Here is a 14,089-nt window from a genome sequence, read left to right on the forward strand (position 1 = left end):
ATCTCGATCGGCTAATAATTTCGTGGATCGCCGCTTTTCATCCTTCCTACTCGCCTCGACCGCCTTTTTCCTCGTCTACATGTCGCTGCGGACGATATTCGTCCCGCCTCCGGTCGATCCCGTTGCCCAGGACGACACGACCGCTGAGGTCGCCGAAGAGGAACGAGTCGCCGACCTCGAACCAACCGCTCCGGATGCGTCCACCCCCACCGCGGATGCGGATAATCCCGACGCAGAGGTTGAGACGATCGAGCGTCCTGAAACGGCACAGTGGCGGACGCTCGGATCGATGGATCCTGCCAGCGGGCATGTCATGCTCGTCACCCTCAATAGCCACGGCGGCGGGATCGAGCGAATCGAGCTCACCCAGCGCAAAGAGAATGGGCGTCTGAAATACCGCCGTGTCGATGTTCGCAGCGGGTACCTCGGCTACTTCGCCGCCGACCCGATCGCGACGATCGACGGTGTCGCCGTCAACGTCGTCGGCCCTGGTACCCCGGCGGCGATGGCAACGGCCACCACCGCAGGTGTCCCCAACGGGCTGCAGGTTGGTGACCGGATCGTGGCCATCAATGGTGACGCAATCAGCAATGCAGACATGCTCGGTGACTGGCTCAACGGCACCGAGCCAGGCGATGAGGTGGTGCTCGATGTGATTCGCGCCACCGATCGAACGATCCAATTCCAAGCCAAACTAACCGAACATCCACTCGACCTCGTGCGTTTGGCCGATACCGCCGGTGAGGACCAAGTCCGCGGCAACCTCACCCGCCTGTCCTCGCTGCTGACGGTGAGTAAGGTCGGTCGCCGTGAGATTGAACCCGGCAAACGAACTCTCGCCTCGCTTCCAGATCCGAGCGCTTTGATTTGGAACATCACCGGCGACGCGGATCCCGCGGACGACGCTGGGCAGCCCGATTCCGACGTGCAAACCGTGTCGTTTGCACTGCAATTCAGCGAACAGGAAATGCAAGCAGCAGGCGGTCACGCGGTCGGTCTGCAGCGTTCCTATACGCTGCGACCGGGCAGCTTCGTGCTCGACATGGACGTTCAAATCGACAACCGATCGGACGCGTCACAGGAACTCGCCTATCGACTCGAAGGCGTCAATGGCGTGACACTCGAGGGTTGGTGGTACAGTAACAAGATCAGCCCGAACTGGGGTGGCTCGGCGGCCCGGGATCTCGTCTACAAAACCACTGCCGAAGGACACGAACTTGTCTCCGGTTATGGCTTGCTCAAACGAGCTCGAAAGGATGCCGTCCCCGATGACCAGACACTGTTCTCGCCCAATTCCGAAGCGGCCACGCGTCAGATGAGTTATATCGGCGTCGATGCCCAGTACTTCACCGTCGCCTACCTGCCTCCCGAAGGCGATGAAAATCTGACCACCTTCCGGCGCGCCACGGGAACCCTCGCAGCCGACCCCGCGGAAATCCCCGATAATCAAGAGCGCGCGGTCAACACGACCTTCTATCTCGATAGCGTGGTGGCGGACGTGCCAGCGGGTTCGAGTTTGAAACAAAGCCTGCGTCTTTTCGCTGGCCCGAAACAACCGGAGCTCTTCGAGCAGTACGGTCTGCAGGACTGCATCTACTACGGCTGGTTCTCTTGGCCAGCCAAGATCCTCGGCAATCTGTTGCACGTCCTCTCGGGTGTCGGAAACTATGCCTTGGCCATTTTCCTGCTGACGATCATTGTTCGGGGAGCCATGTTCCCGCTGTCGCGCAAGGCGGCCGTCAACGCGCAGCGGATGCAGGAGCTCGCTCCCGAATTGAAGAAAATCACTGAGCAGTACAAAGACGACATGGAGGGCCGCGTCAGAGCCCAGCGTGAATTGCAGCAACGCGTGGGATTCAATCCACTCTCAGGCTGTTTGCCGATGTTCCTACAGCTGCCCATTTTCATGGGGCTCTATCGCTCGCTGTCGGTCGATATCGAGCTGCGACAAGCCGCCTTTGCCTCCTGGACCACGTGGTCGTCCAACCTCGCCGCTCCCGACATGCTGTACTACTGGGGTGACTGGATGTGGGACTACATGTCAGGTCGCGGTACGGGCTGGCTTGGGCCCTACTTCAACATCCTACCCGTGATCGTGATGGTGCTTTTCCTGGCCCAACAAAAGATGTTCATGCCGCCGGCCACCGACGAACAAACTGCGATGACTCAAAAGATGATGAGCTACATGACACTGATCATGGGCCTGTTCTTCTTCCGCGTGCCCGCCGGATTGTGCATCTATTTCATCACCAGCAGTCTCTGGGGGATCGGAGAGCGAATTCTCGTGAAGAAAACGCTGCCGACATCACCGCACTTCGATAAAGCCGTACTCGAAGGCAAAGTCAATCATCGAGGCGATGGTGGTCCCCAGGGCAATCGCTTGGCCAGTCCCAAGCCTGCGGGCGGACCGTCCGGCGGAGCGTCTGCTGAACCGAGCTGGGCGGAGAAGCTGCGGCAACGAATGAACCCCGAAGAACCCGCCGCGCCCTTGCCGCGTGACCGCAAACGCCCCAAAACGAATAAGAAACGCTGAGGCCAATCGGCGGTTGCGGATGATTCTTCACTCCATCCGAAGTTGCCTTTGCCGATGTTCCGCGTTTCAGCCCGGTGTGTTCTGCCAACACACGTAGGGCCGGTTCCCACCGGCCATCCACTGCCAGGGCGATCCCGCCGAAGAACGTTCAGCTCGCTCGGTGCGACGCTCGCCCAAGTCGCCGCGTAACCGACGCACGTGGCCGGTAGGAACCGGCCCTACTTACTTCACGAACGTTCCGCGTTTCAGCCCGGTGTGTTCTGCCAATGCACGTAGGGCCGGTTCCCACCGGCCATCCGCTGCCGGAGCGATCCCGCCGAAGAACGTTCAAGCACCTCGGTGCGACGCTCGCCCAAGTCACCGGGTAACCGGCGCACGTGGCCGGTAGGAACCGGCCCTACTTACTTCACGAACGTTCCGCGTTTCAGCCCGGTGTGTTCTGCCAACACACGTAGGGCCGGTTCCCACCGGCCATCCGCTGCCAGGGCGATCCCGCCGAAGAACGTTCAAGCACCTCGGTGCGACGCCCACCCAAGTCACCGGGTAACCGGCGCACGTGGCCGGTAGGAACCGGCCCTACTTACTTCACGAACGTTCCGCGTTTCAGCCCGGTGTGTTCTGCCAATGCACGTAGGGCCGGTTCCCACCGGCCATCCGCTACGGGGGCGATCCCGACGAAGAACGTTCAAGCACCTCGGTGCGACGCCCACCCAAGTCGCCGCGTAACCGACGCACGTGGCCGGTAGGAACCGGTGGTGATCCCATGCCCAAAGCCAATCGAAAACTCTAACTATCCACCACGATGGTAAAGCTTGCAAAACCAAGACAGACGATTGAGCGGAACAGCGATCTTTCGTTTGACAACCATCCAGTACACCGGTAGCGAAAACTCTGGTCTCGTCTGGCAGCAGCCATGACACTTGGGCGATTTGGATTCATTTACCTGTTCGGCGCCCTGACCATTGTCGGTACGTCCATCCAAAATTATCGTGGATTCGGTAGGATCCTCCACAAAGGAGAACCACCATACAAAACAAAGAGCTGTATCTCCAAGTTCCATGGCTTAGCTCACCGCTTGATTACATTCCAGAGTCGGACAAAGACAAGCACGTCTGCAACGGGTTAGCCATGATGGGTGTCGGACGCAGGAAAACCTTCGACATGAACAGTTTTTCGCTGGAGCAACGGCAAGCGATTGCCGAGGGGATGAGAGCCGGCGATGCCAAGAGCCAGACTCTCGATGGTAGCAAGCACAACCGCACACTCATCTTCCCCGCTGGTTCGCTGACCGTCTACTTGCAGTCGCTAATTGCCGTTGGCCTTGGCATCTGAACGGGATCGCTTCGGGGCTTTGATTCTGAACACGCAGGAGTGACTGCCATTTCCACCGGTTAGATTCGCTCCGGATGCGACATAGAGGTAAGTCGGTTTGCCGTCTTGCACCAGCACCTGCGGGCGTTCAAACTTCCTACCACGCATCACCTTGGCGTTGGCAACGACCTGTTGATCAAGGTAGCGGTGCATCTTGTCGTAACCCATCACTGGATCGGAGAAATCAATCCCGTTATCCGACTCCCAAAGGTATCCCGTTCCTTGGTTGTTGTGCGTGGTCAACAGGTAGACCTTGCCGTTTTCGACGAATGCATAGCCATCTTCGATCGTCGTCGAGTTGCTCGTCAACGGATCGGCGACGAATGCATAAGGTCCCTCGACCCGATCTGCAATCGCTACTCCCATACGACGGATGCCTCCCTTTTTCATCGCCTTGTAGTAAAGAAAGAACCGACCGTCGGGATGTTCCAAGAGTGCAGGGTTGTTGACTCCCACGGTCGATCGATAGCTCCAAATCGAAGGGTCTGCCGGAGGCGCCAGGACAAGCCCATCGTCGCCAACCGTCTTCCAGGGGCCTTCGGGACGATCGGCAATCATCATCCCGATCCGCTGCGAAGCGACTTGTTCATTCTTCACCCCGCCTGCATTGGCGATGTAGGTGAGCACGTACCGGTCGCCTACCTTCTGGATGTTGGGATTGTGCGGCGCCTGAAAATCCCACGTTCCTTCTTTGCCGCTTCCCCGCACCACCACTTCTTGAAACGTAAAAGGGCCTGCTGGATTGTCACTCACGTAACGGGCAATCTCAGAATGGGTTAACCAAGCCTTGAATTCGTGCTCCAGTGGCCAGCGTGCTACGAAGAGGTGCGTTTTCCCGGCCGGTCCCACCACTGGACTCGATCCCCAGACATGATAGCCGGGCTCCTCCACCGCCACGCCCACGTAGTCCAAGCGATCGGCCCATGAACGATCCTTGCGATCTTGCCCAGACACCGGGGTGGCCTCGACCGCGACGAGCAGCGCGGCGATGAGGATGCAATTCGTCAGAACAGTTGTTGTTTTTTTCATTGCGGCATCTTGTTGTTCAAAGGTTGCTTCCGCGAACCGATCACGGAACGGTGCCCGGTATCGCTCGTCCGATTCGTCCTTGGCTGTCTACGAGCCACAGGGTTGATGCTCATCCTGAGAGGCTGTCAATCTGTTGGCTCCAAGTCTAATAAAATCGATTGCGACATGGGGGGCCAATCGATGCTCCGGCGGATCGGACAGGACGAGACTCCCATTTCACTTCCGCGACGCTTCGGCCGAACGTGTTATTGGCAGAAAAACTGAAAAATTCGCGATTGGGTGCACGAAATCGGTGCTCGGGCGTCACTATTGTACTGACCTGATCACTTCCGACCTGGAAAACTCACGAGAAAATCGCATGCGTCTGACCCTTCGCACTCTGTTAGCCTACCTCGACGACATTCTCGAAGACGACGATGCCAATGCTTTGAAGGCAAAAATCGACGAGAGCGGGATCGCCACGGCGCTGATTTCTCGGATTCAGAATTCGGTAGACAAGCGAGAGATTGGCGCGATTTCTCCGGATGCCATCGGTCCGCTTGAGAACGCCAACGTGATGGGCGAGTATCTCGACAGCACCCTATCGCCGGAACAGATTGCGGAGATCGAGCGACTGTGCTTGGAATCGGATGCTTCGTTGTCCGAAGCAGCCGCCTGTCACCAGATCTTGACGGTGGTGCTCGGCCAACCCGCTCAGGTCAGCGACCGACTGCGTAAGCGGATCTACGCCCTGCCCAACAGTGACGAGTTGAAGGCGATGGAGCAGCAATCTCCGCCGGCCGCCGACACGCACTCGGCCAAGCCCAATTTGCCTGAGCCGGCAACTTACTCCGGCGTCGAGATTCCGCAGAATGCTGCCGATGCGGATCCGCCCCCGCGAAGCAACTATGCACTCGCCAACGCCTCAGCAGCCGATCTCGATCGAGGGGCGGATGATTTTGAACGAGATGCAGCGACGGTGATTCGTCCCGTTGGCCCGAAGGACTCCGGTGTCGCCAACGCTTCGGAGCGGATGCGGAAATCGGCTCGTTCCGGTGACGGTCCCGGACGCAGCGAGGCGGAAATCGTGGCGGGTGCAACCCGCGCGATGATGGGACGAACGGACGGCTATGGCGGTAGCATTCGGCCTTCGCGAATCACACCCTGGTTGGTCGCCTTGGCGTTAGCCGGTGTGCTCTTCTATGCACTTGCTCAAGTCTTCTCGCCGCTGACCGAACAGGACGCCGAAGGTGATGTCTCCGTCGCCCAGCGCGACAGCGACGGTACAGCGATACCGGTTGCCGACCCGGCTACTGAGTCAGGCGCAGCGGATTCCGCCGCCGCGGTTGCCGACGATCTCGACGAAACCAACATACCCGCGACGGATGTTGGTAGTGATGCCAGTCCGGCGGCGCAACCCGATATGAACGACACGGATGCTGCCGACAACACAGCAGGTGACAGCGCAGCGGCAGTCGACTCAGCAGCAGCGGACGATGAGCTCGCGGTGGACGAATCCGTGCCAACGGAACCGGTACCCGCCGGCGCAGGCGCGATGCCTACCGCGGGAGGGGATTCGCCCGGAGAACCTGGCGAGGCGGAGGATCCCCAAGGAGTTGTCCCGGAATCAACAAGCGACTCGCCGACCGATCCCGCATCCGAGTCCACGGGAGACTCGCCAGTCGATGAGATGGCCCCGGGCGAGGCGGACGGAGAACCGGCTCCCGCGGCTGACAACGTCGACTCCGACGAGGGCAATCAAGAGCCAGCGACAGAGGACGACGCAATGGATGCCGATGCTCCGGCGCCAGATGACGCGACACCCGCCGATGCCAACTCATCGGGTCCGACTCCGGTCGTTGCCGAAATGACTCAACCGGGGAATTTGGTCATTGTGCGCTCTGGCGATGTCTGGAAGCGGCTGGTGGTTCCCGAGCCGGAACCGGATTCGGACGCCGCCACCGCTGAGCAACCGGCCGACCAACCAACCCCCCCACAGCCACCTGCAACCGCCGAGCCCAACATGACCGTTGCGAGCGTCCATGCAGGCCAGACCATTGTAGCCCCCGCTTTGTTTCGACCGACCCTGGTGAATCCGAGCGGGATCGAATGGACGCTGGCGGGACCAACACGAATGAGGATCGGCCGCAATGACGCGTTCGGTGCGGTCACCCAGGTGGTCGAGGGGCGTCTACTCCTGGCGTCGACACAACCGGACGTGACGACCCTGGTGATGCTCGGCCAGCGTCAACTCAAGATCGCGATGCCTGAATCTCAAACCGTATTGGCGATTGAGATGAATCACTTCCGACCGCTTGGGGCCAATCCGCTGGTGCCCGGGAATCGATTGGCGACCTACCGAGTAATCTCGGTGCAAGGCACTGTCAAGATTCAAGCGGTGGGGTTGCCCGACGATCCCAATCCAGCCGTGAACGAGACGCTGACGCTTGGACCGAACGAACAGTACCAGGGCGAGGGGGTCCAACCTGCCACGATTGCTCCCATTGATCGGCTTCCCGCGTGGATCGATGCGGCCGCCAAGAGGGACGTGCTCGCTGACTCGGCCCGAGATGGATTGATGGAATTCACAACGGGGGACGAACCGATCGAGAAGTCACTACGAGAGGGAATGACGTTTCGCCGGGTGGAGGTCGCCGCGTTGGCAGCGGAAACGCTGCTCCTGCTCGGTCGCGCAGATGTGTACTTTGGCGCCGATGGGATTCTCCACCGGCCTCGCCAACGACTTTACTGGGAAGAGCATGTCGATATGCTGCGGCAACATATCGATTCCGATTCCCAGGCGGCCGAAGCGGTGCGGGTCGCAATCGAACGCGCCGAACTCGCCGACAGCCAGCGGCTCTTCAAGTTGCTCGTGGGATTCACGCCCGATGAATTGGCGGCGGGCGCCGATGCCGAACTCGTCCAACTGCTGGACTCACCCTCGATGGCAGTACGGGTGCTCACGATCGAAAACTTACGCGAAATCGTCGGCGACACCCTCGCGTATCGAGCCGATCAAGAGAATGCCAACGCCCGCAAGAGCGATATCAAGAAGTGGGAAACCCGCCTCCGCCGTGGCGATATTCGCTACGAGCAGTAAGGCCCGCTTCTGGAATAGTAGCCAGACGACTCCGCTCGTCTGAACTGGACTGGGCTCGCCTCGTCTGGACTGGACTCGCCTCGTCTGAACTGGGCTTGCCCTGCCTGGACTGGGTGCGTCTGACTGTAGTGAGAGCGTTGTCCGCTCACAGGTGCCGCCCGCAGCGACGCGAAAGCCACCGCTTCAGCGGATGGGGTGGGATTCGAACCCACGGTAGAGTCACCCCTACGCTAGTTTTCAAGACTAGAGCCTTCGTCCACTCGGCCACCCATCCGTCGCCGTTTTTCCTATAAGGAAAACGGCTGGATTGCTCCGCAATCCTTGCTATCGCAATATGTTCTACCCCTTTTGATACCCTGCAGTAGCAGAGCCGGAGATGCGAGGGATTTCGCAAAACTCTCAACCGCGTTGCTCCGGCGTGATGATTGGCCGGGCAACGCGCTGCTCAGTCTACGTCGAAGACGCAATAGCGCAAAGTCCCTTGCCAGCATGTTCGGCAACATGCTGGTTAACTCTGGTGACCGCTCTCGATTTGGCCTTCTTTGATGACGATACTGATCCCTTCGCGGATCTGCAGGGGTTCCTCTTCGCCTTGGTGGTCCACGCCCGCGGCGTTGCGGATGCGCACGTTAGTCCCAATACGACAATTCTTGTCGAGAATAGCTCCTGAGATGTAGCTGCCGCTGCCGATTCCCAGGGGCAGTTTTCCTTCGCGAGCCTTGTCTTTCATTTCGATGAAATCCGCTCCCATCACCACACTGTCTTTGATGGTGACGTTATCACCGATAACGGTGCGCAGGCCGATGACGCTGTTCTCGATCGTGACGTTCTCGCCAATCCGGCACCCGTCGGCAATCAGACTGCCGCTGATATTGGATTTCCCCATGATCGTTGGCGGCAGGAAACGGGGGCGGCTGTAGATCGGCGCGTGTCGGTTACGAATATCGAAGGGAGGGTTCTGGCCCGCCAAGGACAGGTTGGCTTCGTAGAACGACCGAATCGTACCGATATCTTCCCAGTACCCATCGAAGAGGTGCAGCTGCACTTTGTGGGTCTTGATCGCTTCGGGAAAGACCTCTTTACCAAAATCGCTGTGCAGACTGCTTTCGAGCAGGTCAACCATCAGGTCCTTATCGAAGATATACAAGCCCATGCTGGCGAGCAGATCGCGTCCGTGGCTGGGAATGCCACGTTCATCGATCCAGCTCGGTTCCATCCTGACCTTGGCGATTTCTTCCTCGGTCTGCGGTTTCTCGACGAAGCCACGGACTTGACCGCTCTCATCAACCTGCATGATCCCGAGCGAGGAGGCATCCTTGCGTGTGACGGGGATGCCCGCGATCGTAGCAGCGGCTCCCGATTCGATGTGGGTTTTCATCATCTCGCGAAAATCCATCCGGTAGAGTTGATCGCCCGAGAGAATCAAAACGTGTTTGATCCAACTCTCCCGCAGGTGCACGAGATTTTTGCGTACAGCGTCGGCGGTACCTTGGTACCAATCGGTCTCCGAATCCACCGTCTGCTGGGCGGCGAGGAGTTCGACGAACCCGCCGTTGAAATGGTCAAAGGTGTAGGTTTGCCGCAGGTGACGGTGCAGGCTTTCAGAGAGAAACTGGGTCAACACATAAGCGCGATTCAAACCGCTATTGATGCAGTTGCTGATCGGGATATCGATCAAGCGGTACTTCGCCGCCAATGGCACAGCTGGTTTGGCACGGATCTTCGTCAGAGGAAACAGTCGCGTGCCGCGTCCGCCACCGAGGATCAACGCAATTGTATTACTCAGGTCCATGTTGTTTCGCCTCAATCAAAAGGATGCTCACCAGTACTTTTCAAAGCGGACCGTTCCCGCGTGATGCTCCTGCACATCATCGTGAAAACCAGCAGCTCGTAACAAGGGTAGCATACCAGGATTCTCAGGTGCGTCGGCGCCCGGTGGAACATATCCAATCATCGCTGGATTGCCACACAGGAAAACATGCGTGTTCATCGGTGCCAGCGGATCGCCGGCGAGTTCAGCGAGTCTTCCACTGGTGAACAGTGCCTGCAGGTACTGTTTGCCCACAAAGTTTGGATGATCGGTACGGATGTTCTCTTCCTCACGCGTTGTTAACGCGAGGTACACATAATTATCGTACTGCTGCATCAGTACTTCGTGTTCATTGCGATAGGCACAATCACGTCGATACCGCACACTGGTCGCTATGATGATGCGTCCTCGATGACCGGTAGCCAGTAGCTTCGCAGCCATCGCGTTGTGAGGTGCCTCGCCGGTGCCGGTACCCAGGAACAACATGGTGTCGTCGGGATCGTAGCTACCGAGCAGGTACTTTCCGGTGACCTTTCTTTCCATCACCACTCGATCGCCCGCGTTCTTGCCAAACAATCGAGGCGTGAGTGCCGGCGCTTTGCTGGCGGCGTTCTCTCCGTGACGAACCAGGGTGATGTAGAACTCGAGATAGTCGACACTGTCCTGGGTGGCGAGCGTCCCATCGGCGTGCAGCAGTGGACACGAGATCGAATAGGCGCGGCGGACAATCTTTCTCGCTTTCTTAATCGGAAGTTCTTCTTCCTGCGTGCCGCTGAGACGTTTTTCCCAGTTTCCCAACCCGATGGCGAGATATTGGCCCGGTTCGAAGGGTGGCAGTGGCTCATCGGGCCGGATGCGAAACTTCGCTAAATCCTCCGTCAGGTCGATTCGCTCGACAATGGTCGCATTGTAGTACTGGTCGCGGAGTTGCTGCTGTTCCTCGGCTCCGGGCGGCGATAGCAGCGCGGCCTGGCCTGAGGGCGATTCTGACTGGGGCGACGCAGGGCTTTTCTTGGAAGGGATGGAGGCGCTCACGAAGATCATTCCTTTTGCGATGCTTGCCGCGGACAGAGTCTCGATAGAGTTACTATAATGAACTATGACTCCCCCATGGTGTGTCGCCAGCGACGATTTCCGCTTCCTTAGCGAAACCTGCCGATCGCTCCGACTTCACCGCTGCAATCATTTTTTTCCCAACGGTTTGCCCATGTTTACCCTCTCTTGCCTGCGAGTATGCTGCCATCGAAGCGAACGCTTCGGAGGTTCGATTCCCTCGATCCGTACCATGGCTTGCTTGATCGTGGTGCTCTTGCTCTCGGCCGATACGAAGGAAAGCTGCGCCGAGACGTGGACCAACCTCGGCGGGGATCGATCGATCCAAGCGAAGATGATTGGTATGTGGAACAATCAGGTCGTCCTGCAGCTCGCCGATGGTCGCAGCGTCAATGTGCCGATGGATAAGCTGATCGCGGCCAGTCGAATCCAGGCGGGAAAAATTGCTGAACAACTGAAGGAAGACCGCACCCGGCTGACCGACGAGATCAAAGCGGCCGCGGCACAAGCGGCCGCAGCGGCCCCGGATCCATTGCCCGTCCCGCCTGCAGCACCAGCCTACCAGGCCCCCGCCCCCGGGATGTCGCCTGATCAGGTTCTGGAATCGGTTCGTGAACAGTTCCAGAATGGGCACCTGGTGGTGATCTACGATGCACTGCCACCAAAATACCGTAAACAGCTCGATGATCTCGTCGGACTGACACTCACGAAATTGGACCCGAACACCCTCATCGCGCCTCTCGAACAGCTCCATGGGTTGGCCGATCTGATCGTGACTCGGCAGAACTGGATCCTCTCGCAGCCGCGTCTACACCGAGATGCCGACGCCAACGCTGACCTCAACGCGACCGGCGAGTTGGTCGAGCAATTTTTGCTGCCGGCTGCTGGATTGGTCCGCGCCGCACTGGTTACCGACCAGGCAGGTTTGATCGAAATTCAAGAGATGGGATTTGGCAATTGGCTGCACCAGAATGATGAAATCGTATCGCCCTTTGCCGCCGTGCTCCTGGAGGGATTCAGCTCGCCTGGATCGCAGTGGGCGGTTGTCGAGAGCGACGAAGAGACCGCGTTGCTACAGGAACCCGGGGCCGCAGGAGCATCCACGACGGGTGCAGGTGACCCCTACGGGTCGTCGTATCCCGGCCAAAACAACGCCTCATCCATTCCAACGGTGGCCTTTCAAAAGGTCGACGGCTATTGGCTGCCTGCTGGCGTGGCCGAAGGATTTGAAGGTTGGGTTCAAGAGCAAACTGCTGCACTGGAGAAATACGATGACGCCAGCATGACGCTAACTGATTGGCTGGGCGGCCAGTTCGTCTCGGTGCCGACCGTGACCCGCGCGCCCGCTGCCGAGACTCGCTCAGACTACCCCGGTTCAGACTACCCCGGTTCAGACTACCCCGGTTCAGAAGGGTATGATGATCAATACGGCTCACCGAGTTCCTCCGAATCCTACGAATCGGCAGGATACCCTAGCACGTCGTCCTCCTACGGACCGCCCGATTCCCCTGAAATGTCCTCCTATGGCTCGACGGAATCGTATGGCACTTCGGAACGTTACGGTGGCGCTCCCGCGAAAGAGCTCGAACCGATTGCGATCACGCCGGCAATGGTTGGCAGTATCTTGCAATCGGTCGGTGACTACGGATCCATGTTTCGTCCCCTCGAAGCGGCAGAGGACGAGGCGAGTTTCCATGCTGCTGTTGATCAACTGGTCGGTTCGATCGAAGGACTGGTATCACTGATCCCCTGAACCTTGTTCAGCCTGCGGACTGGCGAGACGGGACTGCATGGTTTGCACCAATCGCTCGGCAACCTCCTGTTGAGTGGCAGCGACGTTATTGGTCTCATCCGGGTTGCTGCGATGATCGTAGAGTTCGAGAAAACCGTTCTTGTGGCGAATCAATCGAAATGAGGAGGTGCGAATGGTATTCGCATCCGATTTGTAACTGATCGCTCCGTGATCTTCGCGGTCGGTGTCGCTGCCTACCGGAACGAGTGCCCCACCATCGAGAAATTCTGGTGTCGGTAGACCGGCCAGACGACAGAGCGTGGGGAAGATATCGATGCTCTCGACGATGGCGTCAGTCGAGGTTCCCGCCTCGTCCATCTCAGGGTATCGGATGACGAGCGGCGACCGGAGCGACTCGTCAAACAAGGCATGCTTGCCCCAAATCGCGTGCTCGCCGAGATGCCAACCGTGATCTCCCCAGAGCACGACGATGGTGTTGTCGGCCTGCCCGGACTGTTCCAATCGGTCGAGAACCTGTCCCACCTGAGCATCTGCATAACTAACACACGCCGCGTAGTGCTTTCGTACGGCCGTGGCAAACTCGCTGTCGGTGTTGGGGTCTTTCCCCCCACGGTTGTACTTCATGAATTCACCCGAACGATGCCAGGTGGTTTTTCCACTTGGTTTCTCGGGATGCTCAATCGGTGGCAGTGTCACGTCGGCATAGGGAGCCATGTACTTCGCCGGCGCGCCGAAGGGCAGGTGCGGACGGATGATGCCAACAGCTAGAAAGAACGGAGATTCCTCGTCCGCCGCCAACGCATCGAGCTGACGCAAGGCTTCCTCGGTCGTCTGCCCATCGGGATAGATGTCGTCGCCACCGGCAGTCGACTGGTAGACGTCCATCGCTTTCGCATCGCCACGAATTTCTCCATTGGCCAAACCATGCATGATGCCCCGGGGATGCTGCCAAGGCCCAGACGGCATTAGGTGTCGGTCCCATGAGTTGGGCATCTCGGGAATGGATTCGTCGTCCCAGTTGCGGCCTCCACGGCCACCGGGATGATGGGAGACTTTGCCCACCGATACCGTCGTGTAGCCACGCTCGCGAAACCAAGCTGGCATGCTCGGCGGCACCGTGGCGGGATCCTTCGCTACCCGCTCAGCCCGCTGAAACAAGGCATGGTTGCCCGCTGGACCGTACGTGCCCGTCAGCATGGCGTAGCGTGACGCGCCGCATGTCGGCGCCTGAACGTAGTGCTGCTCGAACGTGACGCCGCTCTTGGCGAGCCGGTCAATGTTCGGCGACTCGATGTAGGATTTACCAAAACAATTCAGTTCCGGCCGCAAATCGTCCACACAAAGCAGTAGCACGTTGGGGGGCTCAGCGCTCGCGGCGGTCGCCTGGATCAAGAGAAGAAAAACCAGTGAGCAAAGTTTGTGCATGGTGAGGGAATGTCTGGAGAGAAGGTGAGGGGGAGC

General features: G+C 58.8%; 8 protein-coding genes and 1 tRNA gene. 4 read left to right on the forward strand and 5 right to left on the reverse strand.

Annotated features, from left to right (window positions below):
- Positions 1–22 precede the first annotated feature (22 nt).
- Complete coding sequence (locus CA85_RS09740) at positions 23–2,533, forward strand: YidC/Oxa1 family insertase periplasmic-domain containing protein (protein WP_146391151.1); 2,511 nt, start codon at positions 23–25, stop codon at positions 2,531–2,533.
- 1,161 nt (positions 2,534–3,694) lie between these two features.
- Positions 3,695–3,865: a hypothetical protein gene (locus tag CA85_RS24825; protein ID WP_186774844.1), complete on the forward strand. Its 171-nt coding sequence runs from the start codon at positions 3,695–3,697 to the stop codon at positions 3,863–3,865.
- Here CA85_RS24825 and CA85_RS09745 read toward each other — a convergent pair.
- A complete protein-coding gene (locus CA85_RS09745; RefSeq protein WP_146391152.1) occupies positions 3,839–4,933 on the reverse strand; it encodes a glycoside hydrolase family protein in 1,095 nt (364 codons plus the stop codon). The genes CA85_RS24825 and CA85_RS09745 overlap by 27 nt on opposite strands.
- Positions 4,934–5,291: 358 nt before the next feature.
- Here CA85_RS09745 and CA85_RS09750 point away from each other — a divergent pair, with 358 nt between their 5' ends.
- On the forward strand, positions 5,292–8,012 hold the full coding sequence (locus CA85_RS09750) for a prolipoprotein diacylglyceryl transferase (RefSeq protein WP_146391153.1): 2,721 nt from the start codon (positions 5,292–5,294) through the stop codon (positions 8,010–8,012).
- Positions 8,013–8,199: 187 nt separating this feature from the next.
- Here the strand turns inward: CA85_RS09750 and CA85_RS09755 are convergent.
- The 3 genes from CA85_RS09755 to CA85_RS09765 form a co-directional block, all read right to left on the reverse strand.
- Positions 8,200–8,286 (reverse strand) — tRNA-Ser (locus tag CA85_RS09755).
- Positions 8,287–8,520: 234 nt separating this feature from the next.
- The gene (locus tag CA85_RS09760) at positions 8,521–9,804 is read right to left on the reverse strand and encodes a glucose-1-phosphate adenylyltransferase (RefSeq protein WP_146391154.1); all 1,284 of its coding nucleotides are present in this window, start codon (positions 9,802–9,804) and stop codon (positions 8,521–8,523) included.
- 27 nt (positions 9,805–9,831) lie between these two features.
- Positions 9,832–10,866 (reverse strand): ferredoxin--NADP reductase, encoded by a 1,035-nt coding sequence (locus CA85_RS09765; RefSeq protein ID WP_146391155.1) that lies wholly within the window; start codon positions 10,864–10,866, stop codon positions 9,832–9,834.
- Between the two features lie 241 nt (positions 10,867–11,107).
- On the opposite strand from CA85_RS09765, the gene CA85_RS09770 reads away from it, so the two are divergent.
- Complete coding sequence (locus tag CA85_RS09770) at positions 11,108–12,628, forward strand: hypothetical protein (protein WP_146391156.1); 1,521 nt, start codon at positions 11,108–11,110, stop codon at positions 12,626–12,628.
- Here CA85_RS09770 and CA85_RS09775 read toward each other — a convergent pair.
- Complete coding sequence (locus tag CA85_RS09775) at positions 12,614–14,053, reverse strand: sulfatase (protein WP_146391157.1); 1,440 nt, start codon at positions 14,051–14,053, stop codon at positions 12,614–12,616. The genes CA85_RS09770 and CA85_RS09775 overlap by 15 nt on opposite strands.
- Positions 14,054–14,089: the final 36 nt, after the last annotated feature.

This window comes from Allorhodopirellula solitaria (assembly GCF_007859855.1).
GTDB lineage: Bacteria > Planctomycetota > Planctomycetia > Pirellulales > Pirellulaceae > Rhodopirellula > Rhodopirellula solitaria.

Coding starts and splice junctions, on each gene's coding strand:
- CA85_RS24825 (WP_186774844.1), top strand. CDS start 3,695: ATGAACAGTTTTTCGCTGGAGCAACGGCAAGCGATTGCCGAGGGGATG.
- CA85_RS09745 (WP_146391152.1), bottom strand. CDS start 4,933: ATGAAAAAAACAACAACTGTTCTGACGAATTGCATCCTCATCGCCGCG.
- CA85_RS09750 (WP_146391153.1), top strand. CDS start 5,292: ATGCGTCTGACCCTTCGCACTCTGTTAGCCTACCTCGACGACATTCTC.
- CA85_RS09760 (WP_146391154.1), bottom strand. CDS start 9,804: ATGGACCTGAGTAATACAATTGCGTTGATCCTCGGTGGCGGACGCGGC.
- CA85_RS09765 (WP_146391155.1), bottom strand. CDS start 10,866: ATGATCTTCGTGAGCGCCTCCATCCCTTCCAAGAAAAGCCCTGCGTCG.
- CA85_RS09770 (WP_146391156.1), top strand. CDS start 11,108: ATGGCTTGCTTGATCGTGGTGCTCTTGCTCTCGGCCGATACGAAGGAA.
- CA85_RS09775 (WP_146391157.1), bottom strand. CDS start 14,053: ATGCACAAACTTTGCTCACTGGTTTTTCTTCTCTTGATCCAGGCGACC.